The organism is Paraflavisolibacter caeni, assembly GCF_025628885.1.
Taxonomy (GTDB): Bacteria; Bacteroidota; Bacteroidia; order Chitinophagales; family Chitinophagaceae; genus Flavisolibacter; species Flavisolibacter caeni.
In genome coordinates this window covers 141,685-158,496 of the sequence record NZ_JAOTIF010000011.1, presented here as the reverse complement: position 1 = coordinate 158,496, position 16,812 = coordinate 141,685, and the positions used below count along the sequence as shown (strand labels likewise).

The 16,812-nt window shown below is 41.3% G+C and carries 13 protein-coding genes and 1 tRNA gene; 8 read left to right on the top strand and 6 right to left on the bottom strand.

Annotated features, from left to right (window positions below; genetic code table 11):
* Nucleotides 1-35 precede the first annotated feature (35 nt).
* Nucleotides 36-776, top strand: coding sequence for a Bax inhibitor-1/YccA family protein (locus tag OCK74_RS14670; RefSeq protein ID WP_279297800.1), 741 nt, complete (start codon nt 36-38; stop codon nt 774-776).
* A 53-nt stretch (nt 777-829) separates the two neighbouring features.
* On the opposite strand, the gene OCK74_RS14665 is transcribed toward OCK74_RS14670, so the two are convergent.
* The 5 genes from OCK74_RS14665 to OCK74_RS14645 all read right to left on the bottom strand — a co-directional run bounded on the left by OCK74_RS14665 (nt 830) and on the right by OCK74_RS14645 (nt 7,721).
* Nucleotides 830-1,522 carry a DNA alkylation repair protein gene (locus OCK74_RS14665; RefSeq protein ID WP_279297799.1) on the bottom strand — a complete coding sequence of 231 codons (693 nt, stop codon included), beginning with the start codon at nt 1,520-1,522 and terminating at the stop codon, nt 830-832.
* A gap of 48 nt (nt 1,523-1,570) precedes the next feature.
* On the bottom strand, nt 1,571-5,137 hold the full coding sequence (gene nifJ, locus OCK74_RS14660; protein WP_279297798.1) for a pyruvate:ferredoxin (flavodoxin) oxidoreductase: 3,567 nt from the start codon (nt 5,135-5,137) through the stop codon (nt 1,571-1,573).
* A 14-nt stretch (nt 5,138-5,151) separates the two neighbouring features.
* Nucleotides 5,152-6,786 (bottom strand): NAD(P)-binding protein, encoded by a 1,635-nt coding sequence (locus tag OCK74_RS14655; protein WP_279297797.1) that lies wholly within the window; start codon nt 6,784-6,786, stop codon nt 5,152-5,154.
* Between the two features lie 426 nt (nt 6,787-7,212).
* Nucleotides 7,213-7,539 (bottom strand): hypothetical protein, encoded by a 327-nt coding sequence (locus tag OCK74_RS14650; RefSeq protein ID WP_279297796.1) that lies wholly within the window; start codon nt 7,537-7,539, stop codon nt 7,213-7,215.
* Nucleotides 7,540-7,650: 111 nt separating this feature from the next.
* Nucleotides 7,651-7,721, bottom strand: a tRNA-Cys gene (locus OCK74_RS14645).
* Between the two features lie 97 nt (nt 7,722-7,818).
* Here OCK74_RS14645 and OCK74_RS14640 point away from each other — a divergent pair.
* Genes OCK74_RS14640 through OCK74_RS14625 form a run of 4 tightly spaced genes read left to right on the top strand, consistent with a single transcriptional unit; the run spans nt 7,819 to nt 10,958 of the window.
* Nucleotides 7,819-8,694: a nucleoside phosphorylase gene (locus tag OCK74_RS14640; RefSeq protein ID WP_279297795.1), complete on the top strand. Its 876-nt coding sequence runs from the start codon at nt 7,819-7,821 to the stop codon at nt 8,692-8,694.
* Nucleotides 8,695-8,697: 3 nt separating this feature from the next.
* On the top strand, nt 8,698-9,480 hold the full coding sequence (gene dapF / locus OCK74_RS14635) for a diaminopimelate epimerase (RefSeq protein WP_279297794.1): 783 nt from the start codon (nt 8,698-8,700) through the stop codon (nt 9,478-9,480).
* A 48-nt stretch (nt 9,481-9,528) separates the two neighbouring features.
* A complete protein-coding gene (locus OCK74_RS14630) occupies nt 9,529-10,470 on the top strand; it encodes a magnesium transporter CorA family protein (protein ID WP_279297793.1) in 942 nt (313 codons plus the stop codon).
* Nucleotides 10,470-10,958 carry an NUDIX hydrolase gene (locus OCK74_RS14625; protein WP_279297792.1) on the top strand — a complete coding sequence of 163 codons (489 nt, stop codon included), beginning with the start codon at nt 10,470-10,472 and terminating at the stop codon, nt 10,956-10,958. Before OCK74_RS14630 ends, OCK74_RS14625 begins: the two co-directional genes overlap by 1 nt.
* Nucleotides 10,959-11,062: 104 nt before the next feature.
* On the opposite strand, the gene OCK74_RS14620 is transcribed toward OCK74_RS14625, so the two are convergent.
* The gene (locus tag OCK74_RS14620; protein WP_279297791.1) at nt 11,063-11,857 is read right to left on the bottom strand and encodes a queuosine precursor transporter; all 795 of its coding nucleotides are present in this window, start codon (nt 11,855-11,857) and stop codon (nt 11,063-11,065) included.
* A gap of 407 nt (nt 11,858-12,264) precedes the next feature.
* Between OCK74_RS14620 and OCK74_RS14615 the strand changes: the two genes are divergently transcribed.
* The 3 genes from OCK74_RS14615 to OCK74_RS14605 all read left to right on the top strand — a co-directional run bounded on the left by OCK74_RS14615 (nt 12,265) and on the right by OCK74_RS14605 (nt 16,773).
* Nucleotides 12,265-14,760 (top strand): YfhO family protein, encoded by a 2,496-nt coding sequence (locus tag OCK74_RS14615; protein ID WP_279297790.1) that lies wholly within the window; start codon nt 12,265-12,267, stop codon nt 14,758-14,760.
* Nucleotides 14,761-14,892: 132 nt separating this feature from the next.
* Nucleotides 14,893-15,903, top strand: coding sequence for a glycosyltransferase family 2 protein (locus OCK74_RS14610; RefSeq protein ID WP_279297789.1), 1,011 nt, complete (start codon nt 14,893-14,895; stop codon nt 15,901-15,903).
* 15 nt (nt 15,904-15,918) lie between these two features.
* Nucleotides 15,919-16,773: a glycosyltransferase family 2 protein gene (locus OCK74_RS14605; protein ID WP_279297788.1), complete on the top strand. Its 855-nt coding sequence runs from the start codon at nt 15,919-15,921 to the stop codon at nt 16,771-16,773.
* Nucleotides 16,774-16,812: the final 39 nt, after the last annotated feature.

Sequence of the window (16,812 nt, the reverse complement as noted above, 5' to 3'; positions counted from 1 at the left end):
AACAAAACATTATTTTCACAAAAAAAATCATCTCTATGGGACTGTTTAAGGGGGGTAACCCTGTTATATCTGAAAAAACATTTGAAAAAGTTTACCGGTACGAAGGCGATGCCATGACAGTACGTGGTACTGTACAAAAGTTCGGTTTGCTTTTGATCATGGTATTAGGAGCCGCTTCATTTACCTGGGGCTTGTTTTACAAAGGTGTTGATGTTATGCCCTGGATGTGGGGTTCTATGATTGGAGGCTTTGTATTAGCCCTTATTATTATTTTCAAAAAGGAATGGGCACCATACCTGGCATTAGGGTATGCATTGCTAGAAGGCTTATTCCTTGGTGCCATATCTGCATATTTTGACGCTGCACTTCCAGGCATTGTTATGCAGGCAGTAATGCTCACTTTTGGCACTGCAGGAGCCATGTACTTTTTGTATAACCTTGGTATTATCAAGGCCACCAATACTTTCAAAAAAGTAGTCATCGCAGCAACTGCAGGTATTGCATTGTTCTATGCTATATCCCTTATTCTGCGCTTATTCGGCATTCAAATGCCCCTTCTGCATGATAATGGAATGCTTGGAATAGGTATTAGCTTAGTGATTGTAATCGTAGCTGCCCTCAACCTGATCCTGGACTTTGACATGATGGAACAAGGGGCTGCACACGGTGCACCTAAATATTTTGAATGGTACAGCGCGTTTGGCCTGCTGGTTACCATTGTATGGTTGTACATGGAAATCCTGAGGTTGCTATCAAAGCTGTCATCAAGGAATTAAACATAAATACTTTTGTTTTCAAACAAATAGCCAGGTGCATTACCTGGCTATTTTTATTTCGTGTCGGCTAATTTTACTATCTTTTTCTGCTTCTTTTCGCTTTTTAATTCTCTTAATGCATCGGTCGCTATCCAGCGAGCACTTTTACTATCCCGGACCTTTAATCGTTCACAAACCTCTATAGCTCTATCCCTTAATAAAGAACTTCTTTTTCCTAATTGCCTTAATGCCCAATTTACCGCTTTTTTTACGAAGTTGCGTTCATCATCAGACTTTTCTTCTATACAGGAGAAGAAAGGTAAAAATTCCTGGTCGTTCAGTTTTTTTCGATGAACAGCCAAAACTGCAATTAAAACAAATCCAGCCCTCTTCACAAATTCTTCGTTCCGATCTACCCACTCTAAAGCCTTTTGGAAAGCAAAGGGAGTACGTTCGAACAAGTTGCTGCAGCATTGATCGCAAATATCCCAAGAGTTAAAGTCGAGCACCCATTGTTCCATTAAAGTTTCATCCACCTGCTTTGGATCGGCAATAAAAATTGCAAGCAACCTTGCTTCATGGAATTCGCTCTTCCATAACTCTAATGCCAGTGGATGATTTTTACCAATGCTTTTTGCCAATTGACGCAAAATAGGGATTTTTATACCGAAAGCTTTTTCTGTATTGATACCATAACGGCTCATGCCCTGGATGTTTACAAAATTGGAATGTTGCTGAAGGGTTTGCAAGATTTCCTGAACAGTCATTATTCAAAGCATTTAAGGAACAAATGTAAGTAGACCAATGGATCATGGTTATAAAACCGGTGCAAACTCTTCAGCCTTCCATTGCGCCATATTTTCATAGGTGTTCCATCTAAGATCAACCAACTGCTGGGCAACTTCCATCAGGTGTTTGGCTTCAGCAGGGTTATTCTTCTCCAGGTTCTTATAGCGCATTTCATTGAGCGCATAATCCTTCAGTTGAATGGTTGGACGAGGAGAATCCAGGATGAATGGATTGATACCCTTCTGGCGCAATTTAGGATTGAAGCGGAATAGCGGCCAGTAGGCACTGTTGACTGCTAACTTTTGTTGTTGCAATCCTTTGGCCATATCAATACCATGTGCAATACAATGGCTGTATGCTAATATGAGTGACGGACCTTCATAAGCTTCGGCCTGGCGCATAGCCAAAAGCGTTTGCTGGGGATTGCCACCCATAGCTACTTGCGCTACATATACATTCCCATAAGAGATCGCCTGCAAAGCCAGGTTCTTCTTCCCTACCCTTTTACCTGCAGTCGCAAATTTAGCAGTTGCTGCCATTGGAGTTGACTTAGAGGATTGACCACCTGTATTTGAATATACCTCAGTATCCATTACCAATACGTTTACATTACGGCCACTAGCCAGTACGTGGTCTAATCCAGAAGAACCAATGTCATAAGCCCAACCATCACCGCCCAACAACCATACACTGCGACGAACAAAATGATCGGCAACATATAACAAGTGTTTTGCAAAAGGGTCTGAAGATCGCTTCAAGGCTTCTTTCAGTCTTTGTACACGCATGCGTTGCAACATGATCTGGGACTCGGTTAATTGAGGAGCATTGAGGATGTCTTCAATTAACGAATTATCTATTTCTGAGCTTAGTCTCTTTAACAAGTCTTGCGCAATCCCTAATTGTTTATCTGCTGACACGCGCATGCCTAATCCAAATTCAGCATTGTCTTCGAATAGGGAGTTACTCCACGCAGGACCTTTACCATCTTTATTTTTCGTCCAAGGTGTGGTTGGCAAGTTACCTCCATAGATAGAAGAACAGCCAGTGGCATTAGCTACGATCAAACGATCGCCAAACAATTGCGTCAGGAGTTTTACATAAGGAGTTTCACCACAGCCTGCGCAGGCACCGGAAAACTCAAACAATGGTTCCAGGAACTGTGCACCACGAACTGAGGAAAAATCAACTTTTGAACGATCATTTACAGGTAGACTTTCAAAGAATTTGATGTTCTCTTTTTCTTTATCCAATATGGGAGCTTTGGCTTCCATATTAATTGCCTTGCGGGTATTATCAGCCAAGTTGAATGCAGGGCAGGCATCTACACAAAGCGTGCAACCAGTGCAGTCCTCTGCATAGATCTGCAAGGTGTAACGAGTTTCAGGAAAGCCCCTGGCACTAATATTAGCAGAAGGGAATCCTTCCGGGGCATCTTCCAAGCACTCCTGGTTGTAGAATTTAGCCCTGATCACACCGTGAGGACAAACAAAAGAGCAATTGCCACACTGGATACAGGTCACAGGATCCCAAACAGGAACGGTATCCGAAACATTACGCTTTTCCCATTGGGTAGTACCACTGGGGTAAGTTCCATCAATAGGCAACATACTCACCGGCAACTGGTCACCTTCACCCTTCATCATCACTGCTGTCACATTTTGAACAAAGTCTGGTGCCTGCTGAGGTACGATATCAGGAAAGCCTGATTGAGCAGTAACTGTTAAAGGAATTAAGACTTCATGTAAATGACTCAATGCTGCATCTACTGCTTTGAAATTCAGATCGATAACAGCTTTACCTTTCTTACTGTAGGTTTTTTCAATTGCCTGTTTGATCTGACTAATCGCTTCTTCTCTTGGCAGTACACCTGACAAGGCGAAGAAGCACGTCTGCATGATCGTATTGATTCGATTACCCATGCCAGCATTTTGAGCTACTTCATCAGCATCGATCACATACAGTTTTATTTTCTTATCAATCAACTGCTGTTGGATAGGTGCTGGTAAATGTCCCCAAACATCTGCACTGCTGTATGGACTGTTCAAAAGGAATACTGAACCTGGGTTTGCTTTCTGAAGAATATCAATCTTCTGTATAAAGTTGAACTGGTGGCAAGCGATGAAGTCGGCCTTCTCTACTAAATATGGAGCTTTGATCGGGTTCTTTCCAAAACGAAGGTGGGAGACTGTTTGCGAACCAGACTTTTTGGAGTCATAAACAAAATAGCCCTGAGCAAATAGATCTGTATTCTCACCAATAATCTTGATACTGTTTTTGTTTGCAGAAACGGTACCGTCTGCACCTAAGCCATAGAAGAGTGCAGCAGTCATTCCTTCATCTTCCAATTCAAAAGATGGATCGTAATCCAGACTGCTGTTACTTACATCGTCGTTGATACCAATGGTGAAATGGTTCTTTGAAACATCTTTCTTCAGTTCTTCAAAAATTCCTTTCACCATAGCAGGAGTAAACTCTTTAGACGACAAGCCATAGCGGCCACCTACTATTCTTGGCAAATGAGTCAATTGACCATCATTATAGGCTTCGGTGAATGCAGTGATAATATCTTTATATAAAGGCTCACCATCAGCACCAGGTTCTTTTGTGCGGTCAAGAACAGCTACTTTTTTTACTGAAGCAGGCAAAACATCAATTAAATGCTTAACAGAAAAAGGACGAAACAGGCGAACATTGATCACTCCGACCTTCTCTCCATCTTCCATCAGCTTTTTTATTGTTTCAGTTGCCGTTTCAGCACCTGATGCCATCATGATTATGATCCTTTCTGCATCAGGCTTACCATAGTATTCAAATAATTTGTAGAAACGTCCTGTAAGGCTTCCGAGTTTATCCATTTGCTGTTGCACAATCCCTGGTGTTTGTGCATAAAATGGATTTACGGTTTCCCTTGCCTGAAAGTAAACATCAGGATTTTGGGCAGTACCTCTTATGAAAGGATTGTCCGGATTCAGCGCACGTAAGCGGTGTGCAAAAAGTAAGTCATTATCGATCATGGAGCTGATCACTTCATCACTCATTAAGTTGATCTTACTTACTTCATGTGAGGTGCGGAAGCCATCAAAGAAATGGATAAATGGAATGCGGGATTGCATGGTAGCAGCCTGTGCAATCAATGCAAAGTCATGGGCTTCCTGAACATTGGCAGACGCCAGCATAGCGAAGCCTGTTGTACGAGCAGCCATCACATCACTATGATCGCCGAAGATGGAAAGCCCCTGTGCGGCCAAAGAACGTGCTGCCACATGGAAAACGGTTGCAGTTAATTCACCAGCAATTTTATACATGTTGGGCAGCATTAACATGAGCCCCTGGGAAGCTGTAAATGTAGTGGTTAAGGCTCCTGTTTGCAGAGCTCCGTGAACAGTACCAGCAGCACCTCCTTCACTTTGCATTTCAATGACGTCAGGAACATTACCCCATATATTTTTGATGCTTTTAGCAGACCATTCATCGCATAATTCGGCCATTGTGGAAGAAGGTGTAATGGGATAGATGGCGCATACTTCATTTGTACGATATGCTATATATGCTGCCGCTTCATTACCATCAATGGTTTTTATTAGTTTTTTCATGTTTTAATTCCCAATTACTTTTCACTGATTTTTTCTGATACCATTTCAATAGCATGAACCGGGCATTGCTCGTAGCAGACGGCACAACCGGTGCATTTATTATAATCATATTCATACCGGTTGCCGGGACCTAACTTAATCACGGCTTCTTCCGGGCATGATCCATAGCATCCATCACACTCGAAGCAATTGCCACAAGAGAGACAGCGTTGTGCCTCAAATAGGGCTTGCTCCGGTGATAACCCAGCCAATATTTCATCAAAGCTGGCAACCCGCTGTTCAGCAGCTAACATTTCCTGTTCGCGCTTTGGTGCTTCTGTTTTATACCATACATGAAGCTTTTCATATCCAACGAGCGGATGTTTCGGAGTTTTGATATAATCTGTTTGTTTCAGATAAGCATCAATGTAACGGGCAGCCTTTTTACCATGACCAGTTGCAATTGTTACCGTACGCTCGCTTGGGGTCATATCACCCCCAGCAAAGATTCCTTCGTGACCAGTCATCATATTGGGACCGACAATTACAGTACCGTCTTTCTTGAGTTCGACGCCAGGAATTTGAGATAGGAAGTTTGTGTCTGTATCCTGTCCAACAGCCAAAATGAGGGAGTCTGCTTCCAAGGTTTCATAGCGGCCGGAAGCTTTCAATTGGCCATTTTCCAATTCCATTATTTCTACCGTAAAGGTGGTATCATCAACAGCCTTAATGGTACGCAGCCAGTTGATCTTTACCCCTTCAGTCAAAGCTTCATCTGCCTCAAAGTCGTGTGCGGGCATGTTTTCACGATCGCGACGATAAATGATGAAAGCTTCGTCAGCACCTAGACGCTTAGCAGTACGGGCAGCGTCCATGGCTGTGTTGCCACCACCATAAACAGCTACCTTACGGCCTAACTTAGGCACATTACCTGTTTCTACATCACGTAAGAAGCTCACAGCGTCCAACATTTTAGCAGCAGCCTGTCCGGGGATGTCAATTTTTTTGGCGAGGCCTGCTCCAATGGCAACAAATACAACATCAAAGTTGCCTGCTTCTTTTTCCTTCAGGACATTATCTACTTTATAATTGAGTTTTATTTTAACACCTAAATCAAGGATACGCTGGATCTCGGCTTGTAATATATTACGTGGCAGACGGTAAGCAGGAATACCAAAGTGCATCATGCCACCGGCAACTGGTCCGGCTTCATATATTTCCACTTCATGGCCAGCTCGGGTGAGATGGTAGGCCGCAGATAATCCACTTGGGCCACCACCAATTACCAGCACCCTCTTACCAGATTTTGGAGTGGTACATTTAATTTTCCATCCTTCCTCCAATGCTTTATCACCAAGAAAACGCTCCACTGCATGGATACTAACCGGGCTATCCACAAAAGCACGGTTGCAGGCACTTTCACAAGGGTGATAGCACACTCTTCCATGAACACAGGGCATTGGATTCTCTTCTACCAACTTCTGCCAGGCCTCCTCATGTTTGCCTTCCTGAGCTAAAGCCAACCAAGACTGAATGTTTTCACCAGCGGGACAAGCATTGTTGCAGGGTGGTAAGAAATCCATGTAGACTGGCTTCTGCGTACGCAAAGGCCCTGTTCCTTTTGCATGGCCATGCAGATCGGTTGGCCTCGTCATGTCTTTGATCACCATGTATAATATTTATAGTAAATAGGATGTGAAGGGCCGAAATTAGAAGACATATGATGAGGATAACCTGACAATTATCGCTTCCAGGTTTGCTATTTATCAGTTTTTGTTTAAAGTTAGGACTGAAAGAAAGGAGGGAGAGAGAAAAGATTATGAATGATAGATGGTAGAGTGGATTTGGGATTTCGGAATTCGGAATTCGGAATTTTGTGATATTGAGATTTGGAGTTTGGGGATTGCCGAGAAATGGGAATTTACCATTTTCATGCTTTATCCTAGGCTTTGATAGGGCTTTGGTAGGGAGTAGGTATGGCTTAGGTATGCTTCAGCAACGAAGGATTCACGTAGTTTTAGTGCACTCAAAACAGGACATAAGCGGTCATTTAGGGTCGGATTGGAAAAGCTAATTGGAAGAAAGTAATAAGTTTTTTATTGCAGGGATTCCTCTCTCTTTTCCTTTTCCTTTAGTTCGAGGTAGCGCTGTTCGTTTTGCTCCCATTTATAGCGACTGGAAAATATGGTTAAAAAGATGGCGATACCTACAAGGGCAACCAGGATGGTTACCAGTATCGATGAATTGCTCCGGATGATCATATCGGCTTTTTTATACCAACCGGATAAAATGTTAACAAAAACAGCAGCCACCAGAAATACCCCAATAGGCAGACCAATGCTAAACTGGCGCAGAAATCTTTTGTTGTTCAGGCGGTTGGCCTCCCAATAAATCAAAAAGTCTTTTTCTTCTTTGGAGAGCATTTTAAAAAGTTTACTGGTTTAATCGTTCACAAGTTTAGCATTTGATAAAGATTCTCCGGTATAACTTGTGAAGTTATTAAAGCAAAAATTCCCGCTATAGGCGGGAACTTGAGGTACCGAGCAGATTCGAACTGCTGTAGGAGGTTTTGCAGACCTCTGCCTAGCCACTCGGCCACGGTACCAGGAGTATTAATGTTACTCGTTTTTTGAATCGGGTGCGAAAATAGGATATTTTTACCAAGTTAAAGTAGGTTTTTCATTTTTAATTTTCCTTTTGTCATGCAGCCAATTGCAGCATCAGAACTTATCATCAACGAACGTGGAGCAGTTTACCATCTTGATCTTCGCCCTGAGGAATTGGCAACTACCGTTATCACAGTCGGGGATCCTGGCAGGGTACCTCAAGTCAGTAAGTATTTTGATACCATAGAAGTCAAAAGGCAGCATAGAGAATTTGTTTCTCATACGGGCACTCTAGGTAAGAAGAGATTAACAGTTATTTCTTCTGGTATTGGTACAGATAATATAGATATAGTACTCAATGAAATAGATGCCTTAGTAAATATTGATTTTGAAACAAGGATCATCAAGGAAAATTTAACGACCCTGAATATATTACGAGTTGGCACTTCAGGGTCACTGCAGAGGGACATTCCTGTTGATTCTTTGGTTGCGGCCACTCACGGTCTTGGGTTAGATAACCTGTTGCATTATTACCGTTTAGAACATAATGAGGAAGAAAAGCAGTTACTGCAGTCTTTTTGTACTCAAACGCAAATCCAGGCACAAATGAGCCAGCCTTATATCAGCAGCGCTTCTCCCTCTTTACTTAAACATTTTGTTAAAGACTTTTTTCATGGCATCACCGTTACCTGCCCAGGGTTTTATGGTCCTCAAGGCCGAGTTCTTAGATTAGGTGTTAAAAACCCACAACTAATTAATAACCTTACTCAGTTTATCTTTGGCCAGCATCGTATTACGAATTTTGAGATGGAAACTTCGGGAATCTATGGATTAGGGCGGCTTTTAGGGCATCATTGCCTATCGCTCAACACTATTGTAGCCAATAGAGTGAGTAAAGAATTCACTAAGGATGGTAAGGCTTCGGTTGAAAATTTGGTCAAAAAAACGTTGGAAATATTAAGCAATTGTTAATCTATGCGCATTCAATTTTATAAATACCAGGGAACAGGAAATGATTTTGTGATCCTGGATAATAGAGGGCAACAGTATATTAATCTATCTGTAGAACAGATTAATCAAATATGTAACCGCCGTTTTGGTGTAGGTGCCGATGGTCTTATGCTACTGAATAATCACCCGGATTATGATTTCGAGATGAAATATTATAATGCGGATGGAAGAGAAAGCAGCATGTGTGGCAATGGCGGGCGTTGCTTGGTTAAGTTCGCCTATGATCTAGGGATTGTAAGGACGACATATAAATTCATTGCCATTGATGGAGCGCATGAAGCCACCGTTGATATCGATGGAACTGTATCGTTGAAGATGAATGATGTAAAGGAAATCAGGTATGTAGACGATCATTTTATATTAAACACAGGTTCACCGCATTTTGTGGAGCTTACAGAGGATGTTATGAAACTGGATGTTTATGAAAAAGGCCGAGAGGTGCGCTATAGTCCAGAATTCAAGGAACAAGGTATCAATGTTAACTTTGTCGAGCAATTGGAAGAGCCCGACCGGATCATTGTGCGCACATATGAGCGAGGTGTTGAAGACGAGACTTATTCCTGTGGAACGGGCGTTACAGCAGCAGCCCTAGTATGTCATCATAATGATAATGGATTCAACAGAGTGGAAATTCAGACACTTGGCGGAAATCTAAGCGTAGAATACGATAAAATCGGAGACAGTTACCAAAATATTTGGCTGCAAGGACCGGCATTGAGGGTTTTTTCCGGACAAATGGACTTTTAAGCAATCGATTCGTGGTATTATTAAGGTGTAATTTAAATTCCAAATTCAGTGATTCAGTACTTTATAAACATAGACCATAAAACGATTCAAACCGAAAAGCCGGAGAACGGAACATGGGTGAATGTGCTACCCCCCTTGAAACATGAAGAGTTTACTGAACTTTCGGAATTATTGGAAATTCCCATAGACTTTTTAACCGACTCTCTTGATATCGATGAACGGACGCGCTTTGAGGAAGAAGATAATGTGCGTTTGATCGTTATCAAAACACCTACTGTCAACAACTCTTTTAATGAAAGTGATGCTTATTATATTACTATACCCATCTGTATTATATTAACGCACAACCAGATTGTTACGGTAAACTCTTTTGAGAACCCGGCAATGAAGAAGTTTTTAAACACTTACCAGAACCGGCATCCAGACAAGAAAAACATGATGGTGCTGAAAGTGTTTGAAAAGGTGGTGCAGAATTTCATGGAGTATCTTAAAGAGATCAACCAGCGCAGAAATGTACTTGAGCAACAGTTGTATGACGCTAACAGGAATGAACAACTGCTTCAGTTGATGCGCATTCAAAAAAGCCTGGTGTATTTTGTTACGGCATTACGCTCGAATGAGTTATTGTTTATGAAACTGGAGCGGACAAACTTTCTCGGACTGAATGAAGATGAAAAGGAGTACCTAAACGATTTGATCGTAGATAATTCGCAGGCCCTAGAGATGGCAAACATTTATACAAACATCCTAAGCAGCACGCTGGATGCTTATGCCAGTATTATTGCTAACAACCAGAACCAGGTTTTGAAAAGGCTCGCAGTAATCACGATTGTACTTAGCTTTCCTGTATTGATCGCGTCTTTATTTGGAATGAATGTACCCAGTGGTTTTGAACATTCTCCTTATGCATTTTACCTTGTAGCATTCTTATCATTCACCATTTCAATTGTGATAGGCTGGTTTTTCCTTCGCAAGAAAATCTTTAGTTAATGAGTCAATTTAATATAAGAGTTTACGGCATTTTAATCAATGAAAAGGGACAACTTTTGGTTGCAGATGAGTATATCCGTGGAAAATATTATACCAAGTTCCCAGGTGGGGGGCTTGAATTTGGAGAAGGCACCAGAGACTGTCTCAGGCGTGAATTCATGGAAGAAATGAACCTAAAAGTGGAAGTGCTGGATCATATTTATACTACTGACTATTACCAGGAGTCCGCCTTCCGGCCGGGGCAACAGATCATTTCAATCTATTATTTTGTGAAGCCACTTGAACCCATCAATGTGCGTTTAAGTGATATTGAATTTGACTTTGATGAAGAACAGCTAACCCGTTATAATAAGTGCAATGAAATTGAAACTTTCCGGTTTATAGATTGGGACACAGTTAGTGAAGATAGAGTGACACTGCCGATTGATAAGATTGTGGTGAGGATGATTAAAAGTAATCACAAGCCAAGCCACACCCCCTGCCCCTAAAGGGGAGGGCAGCGCTGCAAAGCCGTAGCTATATATTATTCTATAAATAAGAAGCCCTCAACTGAATGAAAGTTGAGGGCTTCTTATTTGGTATATGTAGTAGATTATTTGGTGGATTGCATGGCAGCCAGTTTCATTTGTTTTGCGGTTTCGTGACCAAGATACTTTTCGATCCAGCCATGAATCAGGTAGATCACTGGGGTGAGGACAATAGCCACAATGAACTTGTATAAGTAATTTCCGATACAAATTGTCATCACCTGACCAAAGGACCAAGGCTGTATCCTAGCCGAAAGTCGTGGGGCGATATAAAAAGCAATAAATAACACCACAAAAGAGTCGATGAATTGTGATACCAGTGTAGAGCCTGTTGCCCTAAGCCAGATACCTTTCTCTCCAGTTGACTCTTTGATCTTATGAAATATGTAGACATCTAATAGCTGTCCCAGTAAAAAAGCAATCAAGGAGGCAATGATGATAGACTGGCTCTGCCCAAAAATTCCAGCAAATGCAAGATTGCTATCAGGAACACCTTTGTAGTAATTCTTTGCCCAGAAGTCTGCCGGGTATAATCCAATGGCACCAGAGAACATTAAAAAGGCGTAAACAATCAACACTATTGTAAAAAATGAGAGGAAACGCACACCTTTAGGGCCGTAATATTCATTGATAATGTCGGTCATTATAAATACCACAGGCCACAACAAAACACCGGCTGTTAGATTGAATGAAAAAGAATTGCCCAGGATATGAAAGTTAAAAGGATCTAATCCGAAAGTTTTCTCCAGAGAAAACAGTTTAGACCCCATGATTTCAGCCAAGAGCGCATTGGTAATAAAAAAACCTCCCAACACAATGAAAAGCCTGATAGACCTGTTTTTAATAATAGAATGAATCATTTAATACAATAATTATATAAAGAATTTGTATGATCAACATAATGAAGTTAGTAAGCACCAGCCACTTAGGCACCAGCGCAAATAAATTTCTTTTCATCAATAAAACAATAAAGTAAGTAATATTAATGATAGGGCTAAATAAGAAAACAGCCGGAAAGAAGCTTATAATAATCAAATTGTAGGCTATACTTTCTTCTTTAATAAATGATTTATATTGTAATGCAACTGCTAGCAGGAAAAATATATTAAAAATAAAAGCCACTCTTGAGAAAAACCGAAGCAACATTAGTTTGAAGTTTGTGGTATTAAGTTTTCTGTTGGCGTAAAATGTTGAACGAAATTAGGAGCGTAAAATTTATACTACAAATAAAATAGCCTTATTTTGCCCCGTTTATAAAAAACGGCATATGAATAAAAGCATCTTTCAAAAGCTGCTCCCTCATCTTATAGCAATTGTTACCTTTTTAGTTTTTGCCCTGATCTTTTGCCAACCTGCATTGGAAGGTAAGGTATTGCAACAGCATGATATTGTTGGGGCTAAGGGCATGTCGCAGGATGCCATCAACCATTATAATAAATATGGCAACCTCCCCCTGTGGAATACACATCTTTTCAGCGGGATGCCCAATTACCAGGTATTGATTAAAAGTCCTGATGTTTTAATCAGCTTTATCCATGTTCTAAGCCTGGGACTACCGGAACCGGCTAACTTTTTCTTTCTTGCCTGTGTTTGCTTTTACATACTTTGCTTAGCCTTCAGGGCAAACCCCTATGTGGGAATTTTTGGAGCGCTAGCATTTGCTTATGCGACCTATAACCCAGTTATTATCAGTGCCGGTCATAGCACCAAGATGGCAGCGCTTTGCTTCGCCCCTGCCCTATTAGCAGGACTAGTATGGCTGTATGAAAAAAAATACTGGATCGGTATTGCAGTGACGGCCCTGTTTGCTGCTGCGGAAGTTACCGCCAACCACCCCCAGATCAATTACTATCTACTCATTGCGGCTGGTTTTATGACGATCAGTTATTTGATCAGATGGATCAAAAATGGTGAATGGAAACACACTGCCATTGCACTCTCCCTAGCTGTATTAGGAGCAGTGCTTGGGGTGGCCGCAGCCGCGGTTACATTGTTCCCCACCTATGAGTATGCTAAATATACCATGCGTGGAGGAAAGAATATAGAGACCTCCCAAACCGGAGGAGTTGTAGAGAAAAAGACTACCGGACTTGACCAGGACTATGCCTTCATGTGGAGTATAGCAAAAAGTGAAGTAGTTACTCTGTTTATGCCGCATGCATTTGGCGGTAGCAGTTCTGAAACTTTTGATGAAGAATCCAAGTTGGTCAAAGAACTGGCTGATAAAAATATACCAGAAAATGCTGCTGTTCAACTGGCCAGTTCCTTACCCAAATACTGGGGTGGACTTGAAAGCACTTCAGGCCCAGCTTATATTGGTGCACTAAGCTTCCTGTTATTTGCCATTGGGTTAGCAATATTACGCTCGCATCACAGGTGGTGGATTTTGGCTGCTGTTGTTTTAGGCATCTTCATGGCGTGGGGCAAATACTTTTCCGGGTTCAACAGTATTTTATTCGATGTATTGCCAATGTACAGTAAGTTCAGGGCGCCGTCGATGGCATTGGTTATTCCACAATTACTCGTTCCATTAATGGCAGTGCTTTGTCTGCAGAAGTTGTTGTTTCAAATGGATGAGGAACAGCTTAAAAACAACTTTAAACCCATTTTGTATGCTGCAGGTGGACTAGTAGCATTGGCAGGATTTATTTACCTCGTCAACGATTATGGATCACCCATTGACGAGCAAATTATTGCAGCTTATAGTCAACAAGGAGGTGGAGATACTGGCCATATGATCGTAAGTTCATTGAAAGCTGCCAGGAAGTCAATGTTTGGAAGTGATATCATGCGACTAATCGGATTTGGTTTGCTACTTCTTGGGTTGTTGTATTTCCGGATGAAGAAAGTTTTGTCGCCAGTGGTTGTAGCCGTTGTATTGCTTGTGGCTAATACTATAGATTTATTCGCTATAGGCAAAAAATACCTGAGTGAAGATGTTTATGTTGATAAAGATGCTTATACGGATCTCAATTTTAAGTTGACTGCTGCAGACCAGGCTATCTTAAAAGATACCGATCCACACTTCCGTGTTTACAATCTTTCACCAGACCGATTCAGCGAGTCAAGAACCTCTTATTATCACCGTTCACTTGGTGGATACCACCCTGCCAAATTGAGGATTTACCAGGATCTAATAGAAACCCAGTTTTCCAAGAACTCGTTGAATATGCCAGTTTTGAATATGCTGGACACCCGTTACTTCCTGATCCCAGATCAACAGGGAAGTGGATCAATCAACATTCAGAAAAATGACAGTGCTATGGGTGCGGCGTGGTTTGTAAAAACATTACACCCGGTAAATGGTCCTGTAGAAGAAATCAAGGCATTGGACAATTTTGATCCAAAACATACAGCCTTCTTTGATAAAACTACCCAGAACATTACTGCTTCACAGGTAGCATTTGATTCTACCGCCACTATTCAATTGACTCATTATAATAATGATACTATTGAATATGTAACCAATGCGGCAACACCTCAGTTTGCTGTTTTCAGTGAGATTTACTATCCAGCAGGCTGGAATGCTTATATTGATGGTAAAAAAACAGATCATTACAAGGTTGACTATGTGTTGCGCGGTATGCCCATTCCTGCAGGCAAGCATACCATCACTTTCCGATTTGAACCCCAGGTTTATAAAACATCTTACAATTTAGTATTCTGGGGAATGATCATTGTATATATCCTGTTTTTCGGCGGCATTATTATGAGTATACGAAAGAAGGAACTGCAGGGGTATAGGAAGGAGGAGCTTTTGTAGTTTGGGGTTTGGAGTTTGATGTTGGGAGTTGGGGATCGCTGAATTGGGCGATAGTTTAACATTATTTCAATGGTTTTGCCTGACAGGCCAAGGGAAGCCTGTCAGGTTTGTTATTAAATTACAGTTTTGCGAATGAAGCTTTCAATCATTATCATCAATTACAAATCTGCTCATCATGTGCTGAACTGTATTGAAAGCGTATATAAAGAAACTGCCCGGCACACATTTGAGATCATTGTCGTAGATAACAATTCCGGGGACGATAGTGAAGAAAAAATCCGTTCTGCATTTCCAGGGATCATATGGCTACAAACCGGCTATAATGCAGGGTTTGCCAGGGCGAACAATGAGGGCATCAAAATAGCCAAGGGTGAAAACATTCTGCTGCTGAATGCAGACACCATTGTTCAGGGTGGCGCTCTAGATAAAACCATTGATCTCTTTGAACAAGATCAAGAAGCGGTGGCTTGTGGCGTTCAACTGCTCAATCCAGATGGTACTCACCAGATTTCAGGAGCGCATTTTATTAAAGGCAGTCTGAACTTTTTATTGCCCCTACCCTACCTTGGGCGTTTTATCCGATATATGGGTTATAGACTTGGGTCGAAGGTTCCCAGTGTTCAAACTGTTTCAGACAAAGTTGAAGTAGATTGGGTGGTAGGTGCCTTTTTGATGGTACGCAGAGATGTGTTGCCAAGTTCCGGTCTTTTGGATAGTGATTTTTTCATGTATGCCGAAGAAATTGAATGGTGCAGCAGGTTGCGCAAAAATGGCAAGCTTTACCTATATGAAGAACCCAAGGTGATTCACCTTGGAGGAGGTACCAGTGGTGATTATTATGAAACTGAAGAAAATGAAAACAGCAAAAACCTCTGGAATAAGAAGGGAAGACAAATACTGGTATCACAATTTGTCCGGGTCAGGAAGCAACATGGCATACTATGGTTTCTAATCATCTGGGCCATCTTTATTTTTGAAATTCCCATTTTTATTTTCGGGCTTCTTCTTGAAAAGATCCTGAAAGGTGGAAAGTCCAGGTTTTCATGGCAGAATGTTGGTGGCTATATTCAAAATATGGTCATACTGATGCGCTACTTTTTCAGAATTTTGCTTAACAAGCCGTTCTTTTATAAGGTTTATTAAACCATTTAACACCCCATGCAGCTTTCGATCATTATCATCAATTACAATACATTTCAGTTAACTTCCAATTGCATTCAATCAATCCAGGAAAAGGTGCAAGGTTTGAGTTATGAAATCATACTGGTTGACAATGCATCGAAAGAGTGTGACCCTCAGCTATTTTTAGAAAAGTTTCCCCACATTATTTTAGTTGTCAGCCATGAAAATACAGGTTTTACAGGAGGGAACAACCTTGGGTTACAACATGCAAAGGGGGATTATGTTCTTTTGTTGAATAGTGATACAGAACTGATCAATAATGCGCCCAAGATCTGTTACGATTATATGCTGCAACATCCGGAGGCAGGTATGACTACTGCTCAGCTACATTACCCGGATGGGCGTATTCAGTATAACTGCCGCAAGTTCAGAACGATTAGTTGGGAGGTTATGGAGGTGTTACCAGTTTACAAATTCCTGCCTAAGGAAAAGCAGGAAAAAACTATGCTGCATCACTATTTTGATCACCAGCACTTTATTAAATGTGACTGGGTATGGGGAACGTTTATGATGTTTCCTAAAAAGATACTCAAACAACTTCCAGGAGAAAAATTGGCTGATGATTTTTTCATGTATTGTGAAGACGTGCTTTGGTGCTGGGATTTTCAAAAACTCGGCTATGAAATTCACTTTATACCTGAAGCAAAAGTGATGCATGTACATAAAGGGAGTTCTTCGAAAGACAAGCTCATGGCCGTCAAAAAAATGGGCATAAAGAATCACGCAACTTTCATGAAGAAGTTCTACCCTGATTGGCGCTGGTATATGTTTGCTGCCATTTTTTATACTAAGCAGTATGCCGCACTTTGGCTGGGAAAGCTACTGAAGTAGTGAATGGGCAATAATTGATCTCATCAGTGATGCCAGTTG